This window comes from Pseudomonas sp. FGI182 (genome assembly GCF_000511325.1).
GTDB lineage: Bacteria > Pseudomonadota > Gammaproteobacteria > Pseudomonadales > Pseudomonadaceae > Aquipseudomonas > Aquipseudomonas putida_Z.
In genome coordinates this window covers 1,725,765-1,748,595 of record NZ_CP007012.1, presented here as the reverse complement: position 1 = coordinate 1,748,595, position 22,831 = coordinate 1,725,765, and the positions used below count along the sequence as shown (strand labels likewise).

Genomic DNA, 22,831 nt, shown 5'->3' with positions numbered 1-22,831 from the left:
CCGATACCTGTCGAAAGCCCTGCGGACTATCAACCCATGCGTAACAACCAGCCGATTACCCAGAGAGAACGGACTTTCCCTGCCCAGCAGCGGTTGATCTCCACCACCAATGCCAAAGGTGTGATCACTTACTGCAACGATGCCTTCATCGAGATCAGTGGTTTCACCCGCGAAGAGCTGACCGGTGCGCCGCACAACCTGGTGCGCCACCCCGACGTGCCGCCAGCGGTGTTTGCCCACATGTGGCAAACCCTCAAGCAGGGCCAGCCGTGGATGGGTATCGTCAAGAACCGCTGCAAGTCCGGTGACCACTACTGGGTCAACGCCTATGTCACGCCGATCTTCGACAACAACCAGGTGGTCGGCTTCGAGTCGGTACGGGTCAAGCCTACCGCCGAGCAGGTCCGCCGCGCCGAGGCGCTGTACCAGCGCATCAACCAGGGCAAGCCGCCGGTACCACGCCGGGACAAGTGGCTGCCGGTGCTGCAGGACTGGTTGCCGTTCATCCTGATCAGCCAGGTGGGCTTCCTGATCGGCAACTGGCTGGGCCATTCCTGGGGCTTCGCCCTGGCTGCCGGGCTTTCCGTACCGCTGGGCCTGCTGGGCCTGAGCTGGCAGCAGCGCGGCCTCAAGCGCCTGCTGCGCCTGGCCGAACAGACCACTTCCGACCCGCTGATCGCGCAGATGTACACCGACAGCCGTGGCGTGCAGGCGCGCCTGGAAATGGCCATGCTCAGCCAGGACGCGCGCATGAAAACCTGCCTGACCCGCCTGCAGGACAGCGCCGAACACCTCAGCGAACAGGCGCGCCAGTCCGACGAGCTGGCGCACAAGAGTTCTTCGGGCCTGGAACGCCAGCGGGTGGAGACCGAGCAGGTTGCCGCTGCGGTCAACCAGATGGCCGCCACCACCCAGGAAGTGGCCAACCACGTGCAGCGCACCGCCGATGCCACCCAGGAAGCCAACCGCCTGACCAGCCAGGGCCGGCAGATTGCCGGTGAAACCCGCGAGGCCATCGAGCGCCTGTCGGCGGCGGTGGGCGAGACCGGCCAGACGGTGACGCAACTGGCCAAGGACAGCGACGAGATTGGTGGCGTGGTCGATGTGATCAAGGGCATCGCCGACCAGACCAACCTGCTGGCGCTGAACGCGGCCATCGAAGCGGCACGTGCCGGTGAAATGGGCCGAGGCTTTGCCGTGGTGGCCGACGAAGTACGCCAGCTGGCCCAGCGCACTGCCGAATCCACCGGGCAGATCCACGGCCTGATCGCCAAGCTGCAACAAACCGCCAGCAATGCCGTGCTGACCATGGAAACCGGCCATCGCCAGGCGCAGGAAGGCGTCGACCGTGTGATGCAGGCCGACGAGGCACTGGTGGGCATCAGTGAAGCGGTAGCCAACATTACCGACATGGCCACCCAGATTGCTGCGGCGACCGAGGAGCAGACTGCAGTGGCTGACGAGATCAGCCGCAACATCAGCACCATCGCCGACCTGGCCGACCAGACTGCCGAACAGGCCCAGCACTCGGCGCTGCTCAGCGAAGAGCTGACCAGCACGGCGGGCACCCAGTACTCGCTGGTGGAGCGGTTCAACCGCTAGGGCCCTGTAGGAGCGGCCTTGTGTCGCGATGGGCCGCGAAGCGGCCCCAGGAGTTCAGCGGTGATGCAAAAAATGCCGGGGCCGCTTCGCGGCCCATCGCGACACAAGGCCGCTCCTACAACGACCCCGTCCAGACTACCAATCCAGCTGCAAGCAGCTCTCGAAGTAGCGCTCTTCCCCGCTCAGCGGGTCTGCAAAGCGCAGGCTCTGCGCCAGCAACTTCAGTGGCCGCTGGTAGTCATCCTCTTCGTTGACCAACTGCGGATAGAACGGGTCATTGCAGATCCCCGCCCCCAATGCCGCCATGTGCACACGCAACTGATGGGTCTTGCCAGTCACCGGCGACAGCCCGTAACGCCACAGCTCGCCATTCTTCTCCAGCACTTCGGCCAGGGTTTCGCTGTTGGCCTCCCCCTCTACCTCATGCATGCGGAAAAACGGCTCGCCATGAACCAGGCGGCTTTTGTGCACCAGCGGGAAATCGTGCTGCGGCATGGCCGCGGCAATGGCCTGGTAGCGCTTGTCGATACGTCGTTCGGGGAACAGCCGCTGGTAGGCACTGCGGCTCTGCGGGTTGGCGGAAAACAGCACAAGCCCGGCGGTATGCCGGTCGATACGGTGCAACGGCACCAGATGCGGGTTGCCCAGGCGGCGGATCAGGCGGCGCAGCAAGGTCTGTTCGACGTATTCGCCAGTCGGCGTCACTGGCAGGAAATGCGGCTTGTCGGCTACCACCAGGTGCTCATCCACATGCAGTACGGTCTCCTGCACCGGGATCGGCCGCTCGTTCGGCACCTCACGGAAGTAGTGCAAACGCATACCGCGCTTGTAAGGCAGTTCGGCAGAAACCGCCCGCCCCTCGGCATCCAGCACCCGGCCCCGGGCAAAGCGGTCGAGCCACTGGGCGCGGTCGATGGCCTTGAAATGGTCACACAGGCAGTCGAGCACCGTCGCCCAGTTACCGGGGGGCAGGCACACCGTGCTGGCTTGCTGGCGGGCGGGGTCGAAAGGCGTTGTCATGACAGGGCTCGAAACGTTCACGGCCGCGCATTATCCCCCAAGCCCGCGCCCTCAACCAGCCTGGGCAATGGCCTCGCAGCGCTCCTTCAGCCAGCGCAACACCTGCACCGGCTCCCAGCGCCCAGGGTCGTAGAGGGCATACAGCAACCCCTGGTACCCCACCACGTCCAGCCCACGGTGGTAGCCGGCACGCTGGAACAGGGCCTCGATCTCGGCGAAACAGGTATTGAAGTGGACCTTGCCGAACGGCGTACGGTCGTCGGTCACCAGGCCTTCGAGGCGCAGTTCCAGAACAGCGTCGGCCACCCGCTCGACGGGCATGCGGTTGACGCTGTACTTGAGTTGCTCGACATTGAGCATGGCTTCACCTCGACACTGTATTTATATACAGCATACGAACATCCCCTTGCCGCCGTCAATGCGCTTCATTGCAGCCCCGGCAGATAGCCGGTGCCTTTGCGGATGGTCAGCACCTGGCGCCGGGGGTCGCTACGCGACACGGCCAGGTGCACCCAGTTATCGAATTCGAGGATCAGCTGGTCGAAGGGGATGGCGCTTTCGCTGATCCGGCGCACCACCTCGCGCGGGCTCACTTCAATCACCGTGAAGTCAGCCGCCAGCCCCTGCAGATGCTTGCTCGTCAGCGCCCCGCCAATGCGCTGGTTGACTGCGGGGCTGCGATAGCCGCTGCTGACGATGACCGGTGCACCGAACAGCGCGCGCACCTGCTCCAATGCATTGCACAGCAACTGCAGGTTGGCACGCGCTTCGGCTGGAGGATTGTTGTCGAGCCCTTCCCTGGCGGCGAGCTGAGAAACGGTCATTTCATCGAGGGTGAAATGGGGGGAAATGAGCATGGCTGGGTTCCTGATGACAGCTGAAGGATGCCGGCCTCAACGTGCCGGCAGCGGATCATCACAACGCAGCACGCCGCATGGAGCAGGGACAGACCTCCCCTTGCGCGATTACTGCGCGAGAAACGCCACCACCTGTCCAGCATCGAACGGCCAGTGCAGCTCGCCGCCATTGTCACAGCGGCGCAGCACCGGAATGATCAGGCCATAGCGTTCGAACAGGGCTTCGTTCTCGGCAATGTCGACCAGTTCTACCAGCAGGCCATGGTCGACAAAGGGCATCAGCACGGCCTCGGCCACTTCACACAGGTGGCAGCCGAGGGTGCCGAACAGTTGGCATTCAGGCAGCATGGGGGCAAGTCCGCTTTGGCAGGGAGAAACCTATTCTAGGTCTGTCCTGCCGTCCGTGCACCTGACCTGGCTCAATCCTGGCTGGTGGCGCCGATACGGTGCAGCGACAGGTCCGCGCCCTGGAACTCCTGCTCATGGCTCAAGCGCAGCCCGTGCAGCGCGCGGATTGCACCATACACGGCAAATCCGCCGGCCAATGCCACCACCACGCCCATCAGGCTGCCCAGCAACTGGCTGACCAGGCTGACACCGCCCATGCCACCCAGCACCTCCTGGCCGAAGATGCCGCAAGCCATGCCACCCCAGACACCGCACAGGCCATGCAACGGCCACACACCCAGCACATCATCGATCTTCCAGCGGTTCTGCGCCGCGGTGAAGGTCCAGACGAACAGCGCACCCGCCACCAGGCCGGTGGCCAGCGCACCAATCGGGTGCATCAGGTCGGAACCGGCACAAACCGCTACCAGCCCGGCCAGCGGCCCGTTATGCAGGAAGCCCGGGTCGTTACGCCCGGCCAGCAAGGCCGACAGGGTGCCACCGACCATGGCCATCAGCGAGTTGATCGCCACCAGGCCGCTGACACCCTGCAAGGTCTGGGCACTCATGACGTTGAAGCCGAACCAGCCGATGATCAGGATCCACGACCCCAATGCCAGGAAGGGAATGCTCGACGGCGCAAACGCCACTAGCCGGCCATCGCGGTAGCGCCCGCGGCGTGCGCCCAGCAGCAGCACCGCCGCCAGCGCCAGCCAACCACCCATGGCATGCACCACCACCGAGCCGGCAAAGTCATGGAACGGCGCGCCGAAGCGTGCCTGCAACCAGGCCTGAACGCCCAGGTTGCCGTTCCACACCACGCCCTCGAAGAACGGGTAGATGAACGCCACGATCAACGCCGTGGCACACAGTTGCGGCACGAAGCGCGCCCGCTCGGCGATGCCCCCGGAGATGATCGCCGGGATCGCCGCGGCGAAGGTCAGCAGGAAGAAGCACTTGACCAGCGCATAGCCATGGTCGGCCGCCAGCGCTGCCGCCGGCTGGAAGAAATTGACCCCGTAGGCGATCCAGTAGCCGATGAAGAAGTACACCAATGCCGAGATAGCGAAGTCGCTGAGAATTTTCGACAAGGCGTTGACCTGGTTCTTGTGGCGCACCGTGCCTACTTCGAGAAATGCGAAGCCGGCGTGCATGGCCAGCACCAGAATGGCGCCCATGAGAATGAACAGGGTGTTGGAACCGTGGACCAGGGAGTCCATCGCGCTGTGCATGTTTTCCATGAAATAGGCAGACCTGCTGAAAAAGGCACCAGGACAGTTCAAGAACCTGCATCCCTGCACCGAATCGGTGCCAGCCCCCTGCCCTGTTTCGGTGAGCCGGGCGGAGCCTGCGTGGTTTTTTCTTGGGTTTGTCGTGGATTGGGTTAAGGTTTATCGGTATCCGCTGCGCTGGCGCCCCTAATCGGCGCAATACCTGCCTGGGGCGCCCCGCAACGTGGCAAAGCCTTAGCAAGGCCCATACCAGCGCCGGCACTTGAACCTTCCGCGCGTGCTATCACTCGAACTACCAACACTCATCGACAGGGAGACACCCATGGCCAGCAAATCGGCAAAGACTGCACAAGAGATATTGATGGCTGACTTCCAGGCATTGGTCCGTGACACCGAGAAGCTGCTGGCCGACACCGCCAACCTGGCCGGCGACCAGGCTGACGAGTTGCGTGAACAGATCCACGACCGCCTGGCCCAGGCCCGCGAAAGCCTGCAGCTGACCCAGGACTCGGTGCGCGAGCGCGGCCAGGCAGCACTGGGCAGTGCCGAACAGTACGTGCAGGAAAAACCATGGCAGGCGATCGGCATTGCCGCTGGCGTCGGCCTGTTGATCGGCCTGCTGGCCAACCGGCGCTAAGGGGTTCCCATGGAGAACGACGCCAACGGCGCCAGCGCCTCGGGCAGGCGCCTGGGCGCGGCTGCCCTGGGGCTGCTGCACAGCCATATCGAACTGTTTGGCATCGAGTTGCAGGAGCAGAAGGGCCGCACCTTGAGCCTGCTGCTGTTCGCCGGCCTGGCCCTGGTATTCGCCCTGCTGCTGCTGACGGCGCTGTCCGGGCTGTTGCTGGTATTGCTGTGGGACAGCTATCGCCTGGCCGGCATCATCGGCCTGTGCGTGTTCTACGGCATCGCCGCGCTGTATTGCGGCCTGCGCCTGAAGGCAGCGGTGTTCGACGAGTCGTCGCCCTTCGGCGCCACCCTCGAGGAACTTGCCAAGGACCGGGAGCGCCTGTTGCCATGAGCCTGCCAGAACTGCCAAACACCCGAAACCCGCGGGAACTGCGCAAGGCGCTGCTGCGCCTGCGCATGGAAATGCACCGCCAGGAAATCCGCCACGAGTCCGCACAGTTGCTTGAGCCGCTGCGCCGCGTGCGCGGCATGGGCAGCTCGCTGCACGACGGGCTGGGCATCAAGCATGCGCCGCTGTGGGGGATTGGCGCCGTGGTGGCGCTGGGTTTCCTCACCGGCAAGGGCGTGCGCAGCGGCAACCTGGCGCGGCTGTTGCGCCTGGGCACCAGCCTGCTGCCGCTGCTGCGCCTGTACCTGCAAGGCAGCCGCCGCCCCTGACCATCGCGATCCCTGTAGGAGCGGCCTTGTGTCGCCACAGGGCTGCATAGCAGCCCCGACAATTTGTGCACTATTGCTGAAATCCGGGGGCCGCGTTGCGGCCCTATCGCGACACAAGGCCGCTCCTACAGGATATGCTGCTGCCTTCGACCTACAGGAGACCGCGCCTTGGACTGGCACACCCTGCTCACCCGCGAACGCCTGGGCAAAGCCCTGTACAGCGCCGATGAACTCGGGCGCAGCCCCTTCCACAAGGACCACGACCGCATCATCTTCTCCGGTGCCTTCCGCCGCCTCGGGCGCAAGACCCAGGTGCACCCGGTTTCCAGCAACGACCATATCCACACACGCTTGACCCACTCGCTGGAAGTCAGCTGCGTCGGCCGCTCGCTGGGCATGCGCGTCGGCGAAACCCTGCGCGACAGCCTGCCGGACTGGTGCGCCCCCAGCGACCTGGGGATGATCGTGCAGTCGGCCTGCCTGGCCCATGACATCGGCAACCCACCGTTCGGCCACTCTGGCGAAGACGCCATCCGCCACTGGTTCCAGCAGGCCGCCGGGCGTGGCTGGCTGGACGACATGAGCGACGACGAGCGCGCCGACTTCCTCAACTTCGAAGGCAACGCCCAAGGCTTTCGGGTACTCACCCAGCTGGAGTACCACCAGTTCGACGGCGGTACCCGGCTGACCTATGCCACCCTCGGCACGTACCTGAAGTACCCGTGGAGCGCACGCCACGCCGACGCCCTGGGCTACAAGAAGCACAAGTTCGGCAGTTACCAGAGCGAACTGCCGCTGCTCGAACAGATCGCCCGCAAGCTCGGCCTGCCGCAACTGGAACATCAGCGCTGGGCGCGCCACCCGCTGGTCTACCTGATGGAGGCTGCGGATGACATCTGCTACGCGCTGATCGACCTGGAAGACGGCCTGGAAATGGAGTTGCTGCAGTACGCGGAAGTCGAAGCGCTGCTGCTCGACCTGGTCGGCGATGACCTGCCGGAAACCTACCGTCAGCTCGGCCCAGGCGACTCCCGGCGGCGCAAGCTGGCGATCCTGCGCGGCAAGGCCATCGAGCACCTGACCAACGCTGCCGCCCGCGCCTTCGTCGAGCAGCAGCAAGCCTTGCTGGCCGGCCAGCTGGCGGGCGACCTGGTCGAACACATGCACGGCCCGGCCAAGCGCTGCGTGCTGCAGGCCAAGGACATGGCACGCAACAAGATCTTCCAGGACAAGCGCAAGACCCTGCACGAGATCGGCGCCTACACCACGCTGGAGATTCTGCTGAACACCTTCTGCGGCGCCGCCCTCGAACAGCACGGCGGACGCACGCCGTCGTTCAAGAGCCGCCGGGTACTGGACCTGATCGGCAACAATGCCCCCGACCCACACGGCTCGCTGCACAGCGCCTTCCTGCGCATGATCGACTTCATCGCCGGGATGACCGACAGCTATGCCAGCGAAATGGCCCGGGAAATGACCGGGCGCTCCAGCCCGACCTGAGCCCTGCCGGTGCAGCCCGGGCATCGCCCGGATGCTGCACCGTGTATTGTGGGAAACTTCCTACATATATTGGCAGCAAGTTAAACAGCACGAATAAAAACAAATGAAAAGTTACCAATCACGCTTTGACATCGAGTTAAACGCGCCTGCCTCGTAGCCCGTTTTGTTTTATCTTGTAAGCCATTTCCCATATAGGGCTAATAGCCCTTCCTCGCATGCCCGATGACTTCCAACTGCGATATGGTGCCGCCTGTCACCCTCAATAGCCCGCAGGGAAGTTGAACATGCATTCCATATTTATCGTCGACGATCATCCCGTCATCCGCCTGGCCGTCCGTATGTTGCTGGAAAACCAGAATTACAAGGTTGTCGGCGAGTCGGACAACGGCGTGGACGCCATGCAGATGATTCGCGAAACCGCGCCCGACCTGGTCATCCTCGACATCAGCATCCCCAAGCTGGATGGGCTGGAGGTGCTTGCCCGGTTCCAGGCCATGGCCCTGCCCCTGAAGGTGCTGGTACTGACCGCGCAGTCTCCCGCATTGTTTGCCGTACGCTGCATGCACTCGGGTGCTGCAGGCTACGTGTGCAAGCAGGAAGACCTGAGCGAACTGCTCAGTGCAATCAAGGCCGTGCTGGCCGGTTACAACTACTTCCCCAGCCAGGCAATCAAGCATGACCAGGCGGTAGATGCCGACTTGCAACTTTTCCGCCAGGTGAATGACCGCGAACTGATGGTGCTGCAACTCTTCGCCCAAGGCCGCAGCAACAAGGAAATTGCCAAGGGCATGTTTCTCAGCAGCAAGACCGTCAGTACCTACAAGAAGCGCCTAATGCACAAACTTCAGGTCAATACGCTGGTCGACCTGATCGAAATGGCCAAACGCAACGCGCTGGTCTGAGGGTAGTCATGGTGCGCCTTATCGTTCGCCTGCTGCTCACCCTGCTTCTGTTCAGCGGCGTGGCACAGGCTACCCATCACGAGGCCTCGTCCTATGCCTTGCTGGCACGCTCATCGGCCAGGCCGGCACTGCCTGCCCTCACCAGCGAACAACGTCAATGGCTCGAAGGCCGTCAGGAACTGGTGCTGGGTACCTCGGCACCGGACTACCCGCCGTTCGACATCACCAGTGGGGGCCGCGACTACCAGGGCCTTACCGCCGAGTACGCGAGCCTGATCGGCAAGGCCCTGCAGTTGCCCGTGCGAGTGCTGCGCTTTTCCAGCCGGCAAGCGGCGGTGGAGGCGCTCCGGCAGGGCGACATCGACCTGCTTGGCAGCTCCAATGGCTACGAAGCGGCCAGCGATGACCTGGCCCTGTCGCACCCCTATGCCATCGACCAACCAGTGCTGGTAACGCGCGAGGACGAAAGCCGGGCGCTGGACATGGGCCTGGCGGGCATGCGCCTGGGCATGCTCTACCACTACCTGCCCCGGCAGGAGGTGAAAAGCGCCTACCCCAAGGCCGAGCTGCTGGCCTTCGGCTCGTCCAGCCAGGCCCTGAGTGCCGTGGCGTTCGGCCAGGCCGACGTATTCATCGGCGATACCATTTCCACCCACTACCAGCTCAATCGCGGCCACCTGCCGCGCCTGCGCATGGCCAGTTTCGGCAAGCACGAAGCCATCGGCTTCGGTTTTGCCCTGCGCCACGAGGACAGGGTGCTGATGGAGATGGTGAACGCCACCCTGGACGGACAGACCTTGGCCATACGCGCCAGTATCTTCAAGCGCTGGAGCGCCGGTAGCGACCTGCTGCTGACCGACCGCAGGCTGCAACTGACCGACGCAGAAGAACAATGGCTGCAGGATCACCCGGTGATGCGCGTGGCGATCGACGAGACCGCTGCACCGGTCTCCTATTTCGATGGCTCGGGGCATTTTCGCGGTATCACCGCCGACCTGCTCGAACTCATTCGCCTGCGCACCGGCTTGCGTTTCGAAGTGCAGCGCGCCAGCGGCCTCGCCGACATGATTGCCCGCCTCAAGGATGGCCGCGCCGATGTCATCGCCGCACTGGCCACCGGCGGGGTGAACGAAGACGACCTGCAAATCAGCCAGCCCTACCTGGAAAGCGCCTATGTGCTGGTCAGCCGCAAGGACAAACAACCCTTCACCTCGCTGGAACAGCTGCAAGGGCATCGCATCGCCATTACCCGCTACAGCGCCATGGACGCCATGCTGTCGCGGCACTATCCGCAAATCGGCTGGGTCGAGACCGAAAGCTCGTTCTATTCCATGGCGTTGCTCAACAGCGGTGCCGTCGATGCGGTGATCACCACCTTGATCGACGCCAACCACGCGCTGGCCGGCAACCCCGAACTGGTCATCCGGGCCACCGTCGGCAGCGAACCCGCCAACTTCGCCATGGCCACCAGTGCCCCGTCACAGGCGCTGGTGTCGATCCTCGACAAGGCGCTGCTGAGCATCTCGCCGGAAGAACTGGGGGTCATCAACAACCGCTGGCGCGGCTTCAGCCTGCACGAGGATGGCAACGACCAGGGCTACCGCCGGCTGGCGATACAGGTGGTACTGGGCACCGCCGTGCTGTTGCTGCTGGCCTTGCTGTGGAATGCCCGCCTGCGCCTGCAGATTCGCCAGCGGCAACGCGCCGAACGGGCGCTGAACGACCAGTTGGCGTTCATGCGCGCCCTGCTCAACGGCACGCCCCACCCCATGTACGTGCGTGACCGCGAGGGCCGCCTGCAAAGCTGCAACTACAGCTATCTGGAAGCCGTGCAAGCCCGCTCCGAAGAGGTCATCGGCAAGAACCTGGAGGGGAGCCTGTTCGCCGATTTCGAGCAGACCCGGCAGATCCACGCCGACTACCTGAAGGTGATGGCAGAAGGCTCGCCACTGATCATGGACCGGCCGCTACGGATCCAGGGCCGGGAGATGACCATCTACCACTGGATCCTGCCGTACCGCGACTCACTGGGTGAGGTGCAAGGCATCATCGGTGGCTGGATCGACATCAGCGAGCGCCGCCATCTGGTCATGGAGCTGCGCCAGGCCAAGCAGCAGGCCGACGATGCGAACCGCGCCAAAAGCACGTTCCTGGCCACCATCAGCCACGAAATCCGCACCCCGATGAATGCGGTCATCGGTATGCTCGAGCTAGCAGTCAAGCGTGCCGACCAAGGCCGGGTAGACCGTTGCGCGCTGGAGCTGGCCCACCACTCGGCCAAGGACCTGCTGGGCCTGATCGGCGATATCCTCGACATCGTGCGCATCGAGTCGGGGCACTTGTCCCTCGCCCCGGAGGCCGTCGACCTGGCGGCCCTGGTCGAATCGGTGGGGCGCATTTTCGAAGGCCAGGCGCGGCAGAAAGGCCTGGCCCTGGAGGTGATGATCGCACCGGCCGCACGCTGCCATGCCCTGCTCGACCCCTTGCGTTTCAAGCAGGTCCTGTCCAACCTGGTGAGCAACGCCATCAAGTTCACCGAGCATGGCCAGGTGCGCATCTGCGTCGGCCTGGTGGACGACGGCAGCACTACCCCCGCCGTGCTGGAGCTGGAAGTGCGCGACAGTGGCATCGGTATCCACGCCGACGACCTGCAACGCCTGTTCAACCCGTTCATCCAGGCCAACCCGCATAGCCAGAGCGCCCGCGCGGGTACCGGGCTGGGCCTGGCCATCTGTCGCAACCTGTGCGAAATGATGGGCGGCAGCCTGACCATCAAGAGCCTGGAGGATGTCGGCACCCAAGTACGCCTGAAAATGCCGCTGCAGCGGGTTGACGCTGCGGCGCAGCCGGCCCCGCTGATAGAGAACCTCGATGTGCCCGACCCACGGCTGAACGTGCTGGTGATCGACGACCACCCGGCCAACCTGCAACTGATGGCACAGCAGCTTGGCTACCTGGGGCTGGAGCACACCAGCGCCCGCGACGGTCGCGAAGGCCTGGCCACCTGGCGGGCGGGCGACTTCGATGTGCTGGTGCTCGACTGCAACATGCCGCACATGAACGGCTACCAGCTGGCCACCGCCGTGCGTACCGAGGAACGCCATGGCAAGCGGCCGCGCTGCACCATTCTCGGCTACACCGCCAACGCACAGCCGGAGGTACGCCGAAAGTGCCTGAGCGCCGGCATGGACGACTGCCTGCTCAAACCCATCAGCCTGGGCACGCTCAGCCAGCGCCTGGCCGGCATCCGCCCGCGTCGCCAGCACAAACCGCGGCGCAAGCTGTACCACCTGGACGGCCTGGCCACAGTGGTCGGGCATGACCCGAACGACCGCCAGCGCTTCCTGCAGGCATTGCAGCAGAGCCTGCAGGCCGACCTGGCCACCTTGATGGCATTGAATCCGCAGCACGACAGCGATGCCATTGCCGAACAGGCGCACAAGGTGCTCAGCGCCGCGCGGATGCTGGAAGCCCCCGCGCTGATGAAGGCCTGCGAAGCCCTGGAGGCAAGCGGCTTGCCTCCCGACCAGTTACGCCTGCGGCGCCAGGCGCTGGCGCGGCATATGTGCCGGGTAGAACGTGCCCTGGCCAAGGAACTGGCCACAGGCACCTGCACACAGGCAGGCAGCCAGGCGTGTTAACTGGTAGACTGCGCGGCGTTATTACCTAAGAGGATTGTTTCATGGCCACAAACCGCTCCCGTCGTCTGCGCAAGAAGCTGTGTGTCGACGAGTTTCAGGAATTGGGCTTCGAGCTGAACCTGGAATTCAAGGAAGATCTGGATGACCAGGCAATCGATGCTTTCCTCGACGCGTTCCTGGCAGAAGCCATGGACGCCAATGGCCTGGACTATGTAGGCGGTGACGATTTCGGCCTGGTGTGCTCGGTCAAACGTGGCTCGGTCAGCGAAGAACAGCGTGCAGCCGTTGAAGCCTGGCTCAAAGGCCGTAGCGAACTGACCAAGATCGAAGTCAGCCCGCTGCTGGACGCCTGGTACCCGGAAAAGCCGATCAACAAGGCCGAGTAATACCGGCCCGGCTCGATCGCTGAAAAGGCCACCCCAAGGGGTGGCCTTTTTTATTGGGGGTGCTTTTCCGTCGAACGTGGCGCATCGTCGCTGCGCTTGGGGCATAATGCGTATTCTTTCACCCTGGGGCCATCATCCCTTACAGCCCCAATGCCCTTTTCCCTCGCCGTAGGGTATTTATCGATCATGATCAAAACGCTTCGTCCCCTCGTTCTTGCCGGCCTGCTGTTGCCACTCGCCTTGCCCAGCCAGGCCGCCGCCGTCAACACCACGCTGCCTGCCAAAGTGCAGCAGGCCCTCAAAGCCAACAAGCTGCAGGATTCTGCCCTGTCGCTGGTGATGCTGCCGCTGGACGGCCCCGGCACACCGACCGTGTTCAATGCCGATGTCTCGGTCAACCCGGCCTCGACCATGAAACTGGTCACCACCTACGCCGCCCTCGAACTGCTCGGCCCGACCTTCCAGTGGAAAACCGAGTTCTACACCGATGGCACCCTGAGCAACGGTGTACTCAACGGCAACCTGTACCTCAAGGGTGGCGGCGACCCGAAACTGAACATGGAGAAGCTGTGGCTGCTGATGCGTGACCTGCGCGCCAATGGCGTGCGCACCATCACCGGCGACCTGGTGCTGGACCGCAGCCACTTCGTGCAGCCCAACCTGCCGCAGTTCAACGACGACGGCGGTGATGAGAACAAGCCGTTCCTGGTCAAGCCCGACTCGCTGCTGGTCAACCTCAAGGCCCTGCGCTTCGTGGCCCGCAACGATGGCGGCAAGGTCACCATCGCGGTCGAACCGCCGATTGCCAGTATCCGCATCGACAACCAGGTCAAGGCGGTTGCCTCCAAACAGTGCTCGGGTGATGTGCGCTACAACCCGGTGCAGCAGGCCGATGGCATCAGCGTAACGGTCAGCGGCCAGCTGGGTGACGGCTGCAACTCGCAGACCTACCTGTCGCTGCTCGACCACCAAACCTACGCCGCCGGTGCCGTGCGCGCGATCTGGAACGAGCTGGGTGGCAGCATCCAGGGTGGCGACCGCTTCGAGAACGTGCCCAAGGGTGCTCGCCTGCTGGCCCGTGCCTTCTCGCCAGACCTGGTGGAAGTGATCCGCGACATCAACAAGTACAGCAACAACACCATGGCCCAGCAGCTGTTCCTGAGCCTTGGCGCGCAGTTCCGCACCGATGCCGACGGTGACGACGCCCGCGCCGCCCAGCGCGTGGTGCGCCAGTGGTTGGCGAAGAAAGGCATTACCGCGCCACACCTGGTGATGGAAAACGGTTCCGGCCTGTCGCGTGCCGAACGGGTCAGCACCCGGGAGATGGCCGCGATGCTGCAGGCCGCCTGGAAGAGCCCCTATGCCGCCGAGTTCATGAGCTCGATGCCGCTGGTGGGTATGGACGGCACCATGCGCAAGCGCCTGAAGCGTACCGCCATGACCGGCGAAGGGCACATCAAGACCGGCACGTTGAACACCGTGCGGGCAATTGCCGGCTTCAGCCGTGACAGCAACGGCCATACCTGGGCGGTGGCGGCGATCCTCAACGATCCGAAACCGTGGGGTGCCTCGCAGGTGCTCGACCAGGTGCTGCTGGACCTGTATCGCCAGCCGAAACTGGCCGGCAGCACAGCGGCCAACTGATAGGTATAGGTAGCCAGTACCGGCCTCTTCGCGGGCTTGCCCGCTCCCACAGGTATTGCACCAAGTTCAATAACGGTGCAGTACCTGTGGGAGCGGGCAAGCCCGCGAAGGGGCCGGTACCGACAACCAAAAACGATCAGGCCAACTCCCCCTCCACCCGATCTCTCCCGGCCTGCTTGGCCGCATACACGCCTGCATCAGCCCGCAACAGCAAGGCATCGGCCCCTTCCCCCGGTCGCCAGCCCGCCACACCAAAACTCGCGGTCACCCTGCCCACGCCTTCCACCGGCACATTGCGCACTCCTTGCCACAGCTCCAGCGCCAGCAGCCGCGCCTGCTCGGCATCGCTGCCCGGGCACAGCACCATGAATTCCTCGCCGCCCAGCCGGCAGAACACATCGGTACGCCGCAAACGCTGGCCGATACGCAGGCACAGGCTGCGCAGCACGCGGTCGCCGACGGCATGGCCGAAATGGTCGTTGATGCGCTTGAAGTGATCGATATCGAGCATGATCACCGCCAGTGCCTGGCCATCGCGCTGGGCCCGCTCCAGTTCGAGCTTGAGCCGCTCCTGGAAGTAACGGCGGTTATGGATGCCGGTCAGCGAGTCGGTCACCGACAGCGCACGCAACTCTTCCTCCACGCCCTTGAGGTCGGAGATGTCGGTCAGGTAGCCATGCCACAAGGTGCAGCCCTGCTCGCCCACCTCCGGTGTCGCCTCGCCACGCACCCAGCGCAGCCCGGCACGCGGCAGGCAGACCCGATATTCTTCGCGCCAGGGCGACAGGTGTTCGGCCGAGTAACGCACCGAGCGGCGCACGCGCTCCAGGTCATCCGGGTGGATACGCTCGAACACCGCCGTGGCATCCTCGCGCAACTGCTGCAAATCGACTTCGTAGATGTCGTACAGGCCCATGCTGGCGTACGGAAAGCAGGAATGGCCGTTGCCATCCAGGCGGTACTGATAGATGCCGCCCGGTACCTCGGCACTGAGCTTTTCCAGAAGGCGGTCACGCGCCGCCAGTGCTTCATGCACCCGCCGCCGTTCAGTGACATCGATGCAGATCGCCAGGTAACCGACCCACAACCCCTGTTCATCGAGCATGGCGGTGACCAGCATGTTGGCCACCAGTTGGCTTCCATCGGCGCGCAGCAAGGTCCATTCCCCCGGCTCGGCGCCATGCTCCTGCACCGTTTCGGCAAACATGGCCTGGCCACCTTCAATCGGCCGGCCGTAACGCAGGCTCAAGGCATGGGCACGCAGGCTCAACTCCTCGGGCAGCACCAGGTCTTCCAGGCGCAGCTGGCCGATCGCCTCACTGGCGGGGTAACCGAGCATGCGCTCGGCGCCGGCGTTGAAGGTGCTGACCACACCCTTGAGGTTGGTGGCGATGATCGCCACCTGGGTTGCGGCATCCAGCACGCTGCGCAGCTGGTTGTGGGTGCCACGCAGGGATTGCTCGCTGACCCGCAGCTCGGCGGTGCGCTGCTCGACCAGGGCCAAGGCGCGCTGGCGCTGGCTGAACAAGCTGTAGAGCAAGACACTGAGCAGCAGGCTCAACAAGCCGCCCAGCAGGCTCACCGCCAGCACTGCGGAGGAACGGTTGGCGCGCACGAAGGCCAGGCTCGGCCGGATACTCAGCTGGAAGTGGTGATCAGCCAGGTGCAACAGCTGGTTGGTAGCCAGCGGCAGGGGTGCGACCGGGTTCTGCGAATCGAACATCACCTCGGGGCCATGCAGCCCGGTGGGGTCGACGATACGCACCACCAGGTTATCGTCTGCCGAAACCGGGCGCCCGTCACTGACCAGCTCACGCATGCTCAGCAAGGCCATCACATAGCCCACTGCCGCGCCGCGGGGGTTGGCATCGGAAAACACCGGCGCCACCATCAGCAGGCCACGCGCATCCGAGCTGGTATCGAACATGGGCAGTGGCTCGGACACCGCCATGCTGCCCGGCCCCAGCGCCCGCGCCAGTGCCGCCAGGGGCACTTCCTGGCCGGCGAGGTCCAGCCCATAGGGCAACCCGGGCAATTCACCCGACTGGGTATAGAGCACCGGGAAGTAATGGTCGCGCTGGGGGGATGGCCGCCACTGGCCTTGCTCATCCTGGTCGCGGATCACATAGCCCGGGCCGGAATGCGCACTGGCCTGGCGCTCGAACTCGGCGCGTTGCGCGGCCTCGACACGCGGCGCCCAGGCGTAGGCCAGGGTCCGCTGCAGCAATGGCCTGGCGTAGCCGTCGAACTCGTGTGGGGTGATTTCGTTGGAAAAGCTGAAAAACCGCCGCAGCCCGTCAAGGCGCTGCTGCTGTTCGTCAAACCGCTCGGCGATACGGCTGAAACGCTCGCTGGCCAGCAGCTCGAAGCGCTGGCGCAGCTGCTGCTTGTAGAAGGTTTGCGTGGCTAACGCCAGGACGGCCGTCAACAGGCCGCCCACGACCAGGGCGACCAGGGCCACCGCCCAGGCGGACACCGCCTCTGTGCACAGGCCAAGCAACCGCGCACGCACGCCACCCTTTGACATACACCCATCTCGTCACGTCAGCGTCCTGCGGATTATCTTGCCCTGCCCTCAGTTATAGCTATTGGCCATTAGCCGCGCAATGTACCTCGTCGCCTCAACGAAGCTGCAGACGCCAGGCGCGATGGATACGGTTATTGCGGGCGAAGTCCGGGTCCAGGGTCTGGGCCGTGATTTCCTCCACCGCGTAACGCGCCATCAGGTGCTCGTCCAGCTGGAACTTGCGGAAGTTGTTGGAGAAATACAGTACGCCACCCGGCGCCAGGCGGGCCATGGCCAGGTCCAGCAGTTGCACGTGGTCACGCTGCACGTCGAACACGCCTTCCATGCGCTTGGAGTTGGAGAAAGTCGGCGGGTCGATGAAGATCAGGTCGTAGCTGTCGCGGTTGCCCTCCAGCCAGGCCATCACATCGCCCTGCTCCAGGCGGTTGCGCTCGGAGAAGCCATTGAGCGCCAGGTTGCGCCGCGCCCAGTCCAGGTAGGTTTTCGACAGGTCGACGCTGGTGGTGCTGCGCGCGCCGCCCTTGGCCGCATGCGCGGTAGCCGTGGCGGTGTAGCAGAACAGGTTGAGGAAGCGCTTGCCGGCTGCTTCGCGCTGGATGCGCATGCGCATCGGGCGATGGTCGAGGAACAGGCCGGTGTCGAGGTAGTCAGTGAGGTTGACCAGCAGCTTGACGCCGCCTTCGTTCACTTCCTGGAAGCGGCCTTCGGTTGCCTGGCGCTCGTACTGGCGCGTGCCGCTCTGCCGCTCGCGACGCTTGAGCACCACACGCTGCGGCGAAATGCCCAGGGCCTGCGGGATGGCTGCCAGCGCGTCGAGCAGGCGTGCCTGGGCCTTGTCCGGGTCGACCGAACGTGGCGCGGCGTATTCCTGCACGTGCACCCAATCCTGGTACAGGTCGACCGCCAGGGCATATTCGGGCATGTCGGCATCGTACAAGCGGTAGCAATCGACCTGCTCGCGGCGGGCCCACTTGCCCAGTTGCTTGAGGTTTTTCTGCAGGCGGTTGGCGAACATCTGCGCCCCTTCCGACAGGCGCGCCGGCTCGCTGGCCGGTGCTGCCTGCTGGCGGCTTTCCGCGCCTTCAGGCTGCGCCTCGCGGCGCTCGCCGGTAACGAACTGGTCGGGCTGCACCTTGAACAGCAGCAGCTTGCACGGCAAGGCGCCGTTCCAGAACGCGTACTGCTTGTGGCTGCGAATGCCCATGCGCTTGCCCAGCTGCGGCGCGCCAGTGAATACCGCCGCCTCCCAGCCCATGCAGGCCTGGCGCAGGCGCTCGCCGAGGTTCTGGTAGAGGTACAGCAGGCTGGCTTCGTCACCCAGGCGCTCGCCATAGGGCGGGTTGCTGATGACCAGGCCTTTCTGGTTCTGGTCCGGGCGCGGCTCGAAGGTGCTGACTTCGCCCTGGTAGATCTTCACCCAGTCGCCCAGGCCGGCACGCTCGACGTTGTTGCGGCCTGGCTGGATCAGCCGCGGGTCGGCCTCGTAGCCACGGATCCACAGTGGTGGCTTGGCCAGGCCGGCCTGTGCCCGCGCCTGCGCCTCGTCATGCACCTTGCGCCACAGCGCCGGTACATGGCCGAGCCAGGCACTGAAGCCCCAGCGTTCACGCTTGAGGTTGGGCGCGATATCGGCGGCGATCATCGCCGCTTCGACCAGGAAGGTACCCACACCGCACATCGGGTCGGCCAGCGCGCCACCTTCGGCGGCAATGCGCGGCCAGCCGGCGCGGATCAGCACCGCCGCCGCCAGGTTTTCCTTCAGCGGCGCGGCACCTTGCTGCAGGCGGTAGCCACGCTGATGCAGGCTGTGCCCGGAAAGGTCGAGGGAGAGAATGGCTTCGCCACGGTCCAGGCGCAGGTGCACGCGCACATCAGGGTCGATCTTTTCCACCGACGGGCGCAGGCCTTCGCGGTTGCGCAGCTTGTCGACGATCGCGTCCTTGACCTTCAGCGCACCGAAGTGAGTGTTGTCGATGCCCGAGCCATGGCCGCTGAACTCCACCGCCAGGGTGCCATCGGCTGCCAGGTGATCGGCCCAGTCGACCGCGTGCACACCGTCGTAGAGGTCGTCGGCGTTCTTCATGGAGAAGCGCTTGAGTACCAGCAGCACCCGGTTGGCCAGACGTGACCACAGGCACAGGCGGTAGGCGGTTTCCATGTCGGCGGCGCCGCGAATGGCCGAGGTGTGCTCGCGCACGTCATCCAGGCCGAGGCCCCGCGCCTCTTCGGCAAGCAGGCCTTCCAGGCCTTTGGGGCAGGTGAGGTAAAGTTCGAAACGGTCCGACATGAGTAATCCAGCGCCTTGGGCTATTTGACTGACGGGGCGACGCATCGCCCCGCGATGTTTGCCCGCACACCTTTCCAGCAGGCGTGCGGGTGGCCTTTCCCGGCACGCGCGCGTGCGGTGAAAGGCCGGGCCGCCTGACCGATCCGTGCTTGGCCCAGTGGCAAAGACAGCTTAGATCATCAGGCAGTACGAAAAATTCTGGCGATACCGGGGCCGATGTGACCCTTCGTCGCATTTCAAATTATTTCTGTCATCCGCGAGCAACGCTGGCGAAATGGCGTCAATGATCGGCAAACCCTGATCATAGCGGGCTCAACGCTAAACAAGGTTGAGTCGCATTTATTTACTTATCCCCTCACCCTTGGAAAGGTTACGTGCTTATGACAAATCGATCATTCACACGGTGACTCGCATTCGATAGAACTGGTCTCAGGCCACTTCGCAACGAGGTGGCACTTTCAGCTCGCCACGCCGGCAGCGAGCGCACACCGGCAGAAAGACTCTGCCCGGCCTCGGAGAGGCCGACGGGACATTACAGTCAACAAGTGAGGGCAACACCCTATGAGAAGACTTAAGCGTGATCCGTTGGAAAGAGCATATTCACGTGGCTACCAATACGGGGTCACCGGCAAATCCCGCGAACTTTGCCCCTTCAATCTTCCTTCTGTTCGCCAAGCCTGGATCAACGGCTGGCGTGAAGGTCGCGGTGATAACTGGGACGGAATGACTGGCACCGCTGGCATCCATAGACTCAACGAAAATCACGCCGTTGGCTGAACGAGGACACTGAATTCGATTTACCATGCACGCCCTATCCGGGCGGCGGGCGAAGGCCCAGGGGCCCCTTGATGGGGCCCTTTTTTATGACTTCGAATCCATATCCGCGCTGGCTTCTTCGCGGGCTCGCCCGCTCCCACAGGCTTCAGCAGTGCGCTGAACCCTGTGGGAGCGGGCATGCCCGCGAATGGGCCGGCCAGGTCACCGCGGCATCGCAGCAATAGCGTCCACCGCCTCGCGAATCAACGCTGGCCCTCTGTAAATGAAGCCCGAATAAATCTGCACCAGGCTCGCCCCGGCAGCGATCTTCTCGGCGGCATGGCGGCCTTCGGTAATGCCGCCAGCGGCAATGATCGGCAGCTTGCCGCCCAGCTCGCCCGCCAGCACCTTGACGATATGGGTGCTCTTCTCCAGCACCGGCGCGCCCGACAGGCCGCCCGCCTCGCCACCGTACGGCAACCCTTCGACACCTTCACGGCCCAGCGTGGTGTTGGTGGCGATCACCGCATCCATGCCCGACTCCATCAGCGCGGCGGCCACCAGGGCGGTTTCTTCGTCGCTCATGTCCGGGGCAATCTTGATTGCCAGAGGTACGCGCTTGCCATGCGTGCCGGCCAATTGCTCGCGGCGCTCGGCCAGGGCATCGAGCAGCTGCTTGAGCGAATCGCCGAACTGCAGGCTGCGCAGGCCCGGGGTGTTTGGCGAACTGACGTTGACCGTGATGTAACTGGCGTCGGTGTAAACCTTGTCCAGGCAGATCAGGTAGTCATCGACGGCACGCTCCACCGGGGTGTCGAAATTCTTGCCGATGTTGATGCCCAGCACGCCGTTGTAACGCGCAGCCCGCACCCGGCCGAGCAGGTGATCAACGCCCAGGTTGTTGAAACCCATGCGGTTGATGATGGCCGTTGCCTCCGGCAGGCGGAACAGCCGCGGCTTGGGGTTGCCCGGCTGCGGGCGCGGGGTGACTGTGCCGATTTCGACGAAGCCGAAGCCCAGCTGGGCGAAACCGTCGATGGCCGCGCCGTTCTTGTCCAGGCCGGCCGCCAGGCCTACCGGGTTGGCGAAGTTCAAGCCCATGACCGTAACCGGCAAAGCCGCCGGCTGCTTGCACAGCATGCCGTTGAGGCCAAGACGGCCACCGGCGCCGATCAGGTCCAGGGACAGGTCGTGGGAGGTTTCCGGAGAAAGCTTGAACAGCAGCTGGCGGGCCAGGGTATACATGGGCGGGCAAGGCTCGGGGTGAATGAGGGGGCGATTATAGCCAGCGTGAGGCCGGCATGACAGCAAATCGTGGGGCTGCTGCGCAGCCCATCGCCGGCAAGCCGGCTCCCACAGGGGCAACACAAGGGCTGAAACCTGCGCTGTACCCGTGGGAGCTGACTTGCCGGCGATGAGGCCAATGCAGGCGGCACAAGGCAGTTGCTCCACAGGGATGCTGCCAGATGGCACATCGGTTGCACCGGAAAAGCCCACAGCCTTATCAGTACGGGCGAGGAACCTTGTGAACACTGTACCCCGAGCAACGCCCCTGGCCTGGGTCAACGGCAGCGACGCGCCGGAAAAGCCCAGTCTGAACATCGGCTACATGGCACTGACCGACTGCGCCTCGGTGGTAGTCGCCGCCACCCAGGGCTTTGCCCAGCAGCACGGCCTTACCGTCAACCTCAAGCGCCAGGGCTCCTGGGCCGGGCTGCGCGACAAACTGGTCAGCGGCGAGCTGGATGCCGCGCACTGCCTGTATGGCCTGGTGTACGCCGTGCACCTGGGCATCGGCGGTGTACCGGCCAGCGCCATGGCCGTGCTCATGGGGCTGAACCAGAACGCCCAGGCCATAAACCTGTCTCCGGCCCTGCAGCGCAAAGGCGTGACCAACCCTGAAGCATTGGCGCGCCTGGTGCACCAGCATGGCGCACGCCTCACCTTCGCCCAGACCTTCCCCACCGGCACCCACGCCATGTGGCTGTATTACTGGCTGGCCAGCCAGGGCATCCACCCGCTGCGCGACGTCGACAGCGTGGTGGTGCCACCAGCGCAGATGGCCGCGCATATCCAGGCCGGGCGCATCGACGGTTTCTGCGTGGGCGAACCCTGGGCTGCCGATGCCGTAGCCACGGGCCAGGGCTTCACCCTGGCCACCAGCCAGTCGATCTGGCCGGACCACCCGGAAAAGGTCCTGGCCTGCGCCCGCGCCTTTGCCGAGCAATACCCCAACAGCGCCCGCGCGCTGATCAAGGCGGTCCTCGCCGCCAGCCGCTTCATCGAGCAAAGCCCGGAGAACCGCCGCAGCACTGCGCAACTGCTCAGCGGCAGCGCCTACCTGGCCACCCCGCTGGCAAGTATCGAACCACGCCTGCTCGGCAGCTACCACGATGGCCTGGGCAACCACTGGCAAGACCCGCACGCCCTGCGCCTGCACGATCATGGCCGGGCCAACCTGCCGTACCTGTCCGACGGCATGTGGTTCATGACCCAGTTCCGCCGCTGGGGCCTGTTGCGCGACGACCCCGACTACCTCGGCGTGGCCCGCCAGGTCCAGCAACTGGCACTGTATGGCGAGGCGGCACAAAGCCTCGGCGTGGCCTGCCCCGAGCAGCCGATGCGCAGCAGCCTGCTGATCGATGGCAGCCGCTGGGACGGCAGTGACCCCTACGGTTATGCCCGCAGTTTCAGCCTGCATGCACTGGGCGACCTGCCCGATGCCCGTGTCGGCGCGTGAGGG

Annotated in this window: 19 protein-coding genes; 11 read left to right on the top strand and 8 right to left on the bottom strand. The window is 64.4% G+C overall.

Translation table 11 applies throughout. The features are described from left to right. The first annotated feature begins 36 nt into the window (after positions 1–36). Complete coding sequence (locus C163_RS07855) at positions 37–1,602, top strand: PAS domain-containing methyl-accepting chemotaxis protein (protein WP_025338303.1); 1,566 nt, start codon at positions 37–39, stop codon at positions 1,600–1,602. A gap of 135 nt (positions 1,603–1,737) precedes the next feature. Here C163_RS07855 and C163_RS07850 read toward each other — a convergent pair whose 3' ends face one another. The 5 genes from C163_RS07850 to C163_RS07830 all read right to left on the bottom strand — a co-directional run bounded on the left by C163_RS07850 (position 1,738) and on the right by C163_RS07830 (position 5,107). Beyond that, a complete protein-coding gene (locus C163_RS07850; protein WP_025338302.1) occupies positions 1,738–2,622 on the bottom strand; it encodes a pseudouridine synthase in 885 nt (294 codons plus the stop codon). A 51-nt stretch (positions 2,623–2,673) separates the two neighbouring features. Beyond that, positions 2,674–2,982, bottom strand: a complete 309-nt coding sequence (locus tag C163_RS07845; RefSeq protein ID WP_004376097.1) for a hypothetical protein — start codon at positions 2,980–2,982, stop codon at positions 2,674–2,676. Positions 2,983–3,047: 65 nt separating this feature from the next. Further along, positions 3,048–3,479, bottom strand: coding sequence for a D-Ala-D-Ala carboxypeptidase family metallohydrolase (locus C163_RS07840; RefSeq protein WP_025338301.1), 432 nt, complete (start codon positions 3,477–3,479; stop codon positions 3,048–3,050). A 108-nt stretch (positions 3,480–3,587) separates the two neighbouring features. Next, complete coding sequence (locus tag C163_RS07835; RefSeq protein WP_025338300.1) at positions 3,588–3,827, bottom strand: glutaredoxin family protein; 240 nt, start codon at positions 3,825–3,827, stop codon at positions 3,588–3,590. 71 nt (positions 3,828–3,898) lie between these two features. Next, positions 3,899–5,107 (bottom strand): ammonium transporter, encoded by a 1,209-nt coding sequence (locus C163_RS07830; RefSeq protein ID WP_025338299.1) that lies wholly within the window; start codon positions 5,105–5,107, stop codon positions 3,899–3,901. Positions 5,108–5,420: 313 nt separating this feature from the next. On the opposite strand from C163_RS07830, the gene C163_RS07825 reads away from it, so the two are divergent. From C163_RS07825 to dacB, 8 genes are all read left to right on the top strand, one after another. Then, entirely contained in the window at positions 5,421–5,735 is a 315-nt protein-coding gene (locus C163_RS07825; protein ID WP_025338298.1) for a YqjD family protein, read from the top strand. Positions 5,736–5,744: 9 nt separating this feature from the next. Further along, positions 5,745–6,119: a phage holin family protein gene (locus C163_RS07820; protein WP_025338297.1), complete on the top strand. Its 375-nt coding sequence runs from the start codon at positions 5,745–5,747 to the stop codon at positions 6,117–6,119. Further along, positions 6,116–6,445: a hypothetical protein gene (locus C163_RS07815; protein ID WP_013971682.1), complete on the top strand. Its 330-nt coding sequence runs from the start codon at positions 6,116–6,118 to the stop codon at positions 6,443–6,445. The genes C163_RS07820 and C163_RS07815 overlap by 4 nt, the downstream gene beginning before the upstream one ends. A gap of 168 nt (positions 6,446–6,613) precedes the next feature. Next, positions 6,614–7,945: a deoxyguanosinetriphosphate triphosphohydrolase gene (locus C163_RS07810; RefSeq protein WP_013971681.1), complete on the top strand. Its 1,332-nt coding sequence runs from the start codon at positions 6,614–6,616 to the stop codon at positions 7,943–7,945. A gap of 284 nt (positions 7,946–8,229) precedes the next feature. Then, on the top strand, positions 8,230–8,847 hold the full coding sequence (locus tag C163_RS07805) for a response regulator transcription factor (protein WP_025338296.1): 618 nt from the start codon (positions 8,230–8,232) through the stop codon (positions 8,845–8,847). 8 nt (positions 8,848–8,855) lie between these two features. Beyond that, a complete protein-coding gene (locus C163_RS07800) occupies positions 8,856–12,488 on the top strand; it encodes an ATP-binding protein (RefSeq protein WP_025338295.1) in 3,633 nt (1,210 codons plus the stop codon). A 41-nt stretch (positions 12,489–12,529) separates the two neighbouring features. After that, a complete protein-coding gene (locus C163_RS07795; RefSeq protein WP_004376110.1) occupies positions 12,530–12,874 on the top strand; it encodes a YggL family protein in 345 nt (114 codons plus the stop codon). A gap of 186 nt (positions 12,875–13,060) precedes the next feature. After that, entirely contained in the window at positions 13,061–14,518 is a 1,458-nt protein-coding gene (gene dacB, locus C163_RS07790; RefSeq protein ID WP_025338294.1) for a D-alanyl-D-alanine carboxypeptidase/D-alanyl-D-alanine-endopeptidase, read from the top strand. 136 nt (positions 14,519–14,654) lie between these two features. Here dacB and C163_RS07785 read toward each other — a convergent pair whose 3' ends face one another. Further along, positions 14,655–17,045, bottom strand: coding sequence for a diguanylate cyclase (locus C163_RS07785; protein WP_025338293.1), 2,391 nt, complete (start codon positions 17,043–17,045; stop codon positions 14,655–14,657). Between the two features lie 94 nt (positions 17,046–17,139). Further along, entirely contained in the window at positions 17,140–19,332 is a 2,193-nt protein-coding gene (gene rlmKL, locus C163_RS07780; protein ID WP_025338292.1) for a bifunctional 23S rRNA (guanine(2069)-N(7))-methyltransferase RlmK/23S rRNA (guanine(2445)-N(2))-methyltransferase RlmL, read from the bottom strand. 561 nt (positions 19,333–19,893) lie between these two features. On the opposite strand from rlmKL, the gene rmf reads away from it, so the two are divergent. After that, positions 19,894–20,109: a ribosome modulation factor gene (gene rmf / locus C163_RS26275; protein ID WP_003248687.1), complete on the top strand. Its 216-nt coding sequence runs from the start codon at positions 19,894–19,896 to the stop codon at positions 20,107–20,109. A 201-nt stretch (positions 20,110–20,310) separates the two neighbouring features. Here rmf and C163_RS07775 read toward each other — a convergent pair whose 3' ends face one another. Next, on the bottom strand, positions 20,311–21,333 hold the full coding sequence (locus C163_RS07775; RefSeq protein WP_025338291.1) for a quinone-dependent dihydroorotate dehydrogenase: 1,023 nt from the start codon (positions 21,331–21,333) through the stop codon (positions 20,311–20,313). 280 nt (positions 21,334–21,613) lie between these two features. Between C163_RS07775 and C163_RS07770 the strand changes: the two genes are divergently transcribed. Beyond that, positions 21,614–22,828 (top strand): CmpA/NrtA family ABC transporter substrate-binding protein, encoded by a 1,215-nt coding sequence (locus tag C163_RS07770; RefSeq protein ID WP_025338290.1) that lies wholly within the window; start codon positions 21,614–21,616, stop codon positions 22,826–22,828. Positions 22,829–22,831: the final 3 nt, after the last annotated feature.

Coding starts and splice junctions, on each gene's coding strand:
- C163_RS07855 (WP_025338303.1), top strand. CDS start 37: ATGCGTAACAACCAGCCGATTACCCAGAGAGAACGGACTTTCCCTGCC.
- C163_RS07850 (WP_025338302.1), bottom strand. CDS start 2,622: ATGACAACGCCTTTCGACCCCGCCCGCCAGCAAGCCAGCACGGTGTGC.
- C163_RS07845 (WP_004376097.1), bottom strand. CDS start 2,982: ATGCTCAATGTCGAGCAACTCAAGTACAGCGTCAACCGCATGCCCGTC.
- C163_RS07840 (WP_025338301.1), bottom strand. CDS start 3,479: ATGCTCATTTCCCCCCATTTCACCCTCGATGAAATGACCGTTTCTCAG.
- C163_RS07835 (WP_025338300.1), bottom strand. CDS start 3,827: ATGCTGCCTGAATGCCAACTGTTCGGCACCCTCGGCTGCCACCTGTGT.
- C163_RS07830 (WP_025338299.1), bottom strand. CDS start 5,107: ATGGAAAACATGCACAGCGCGATGGACTCCCTGGTCCACGGTTCCAAC.
- C163_RS07825 (WP_025338298.1), top strand. CDS start 5,421: ATGGCCAGCAAATCGGCAAAGACTGCACAAGAGATATTGATGGCTGAC.
- C163_RS07820 (WP_025338297.1), top strand. CDS start 5,745: ATGGAGAACGACGCCAACGGCGCCAGCGCCTCGGGCAGGCGCCTGGGC.
- C163_RS07815 (WP_013971682.1), top strand. CDS start 6,116: ATGAGCCTGCCAGAACTGCCAAACACCCGAAACCCGCGGGAACTGCGC.
- C163_RS07805 (WP_025338296.1), top strand. CDS start 8,230: ATGCATTCCATATTTATCGTCGACGATCATCCCGTCATCCGCCTGGCC.
- C163_RS07800 (WP_025338295.1), top strand. CDS start 8,856: ATGGTGCGCCTTATCGTTCGCCTGCTGCTCACCCTGCTTCTGTTCAGC.
- C163_RS07795 (WP_004376110.1), top strand. CDS start 12,530: ATGGCCACAAACCGCTCCCGTCGTCTGCGCAAGAAGCTGTGTGTCGAC.
- dacB (WP_025338294.1), top strand. CDS start 13,061: ATGATCAAAACGCTTCGTCCCCTCGTTCTTGCCGGCCTGCTGTTGCCA.
- C163_RS07785 (WP_025338293.1), bottom strand. CDS start 17,045: ATGTCAAAGGGTGGCGTGCGTGCGCGGTTGCTTGGCCTGTGCACAGAG.
- rlmKL (WP_025338292.1), bottom strand. CDS start 19,332: ATGTCGGACCGTTTCGAACTTTACCTCACCTGCCCCAAAGGCCTGGAA.
- rmf (WP_003248687.1), top strand. CDS start 19,894: ATGAGAAGACTTAAGCGTGATCCGTTGGAAAGAGCATATTCACGTGGC.
- C163_RS07775 (WP_025338291.1), bottom strand. CDS start 21,333: ATGTATACCCTGGCCCGCCAGCTGCTGTTCAAGCTTTCTCCGGAAACC.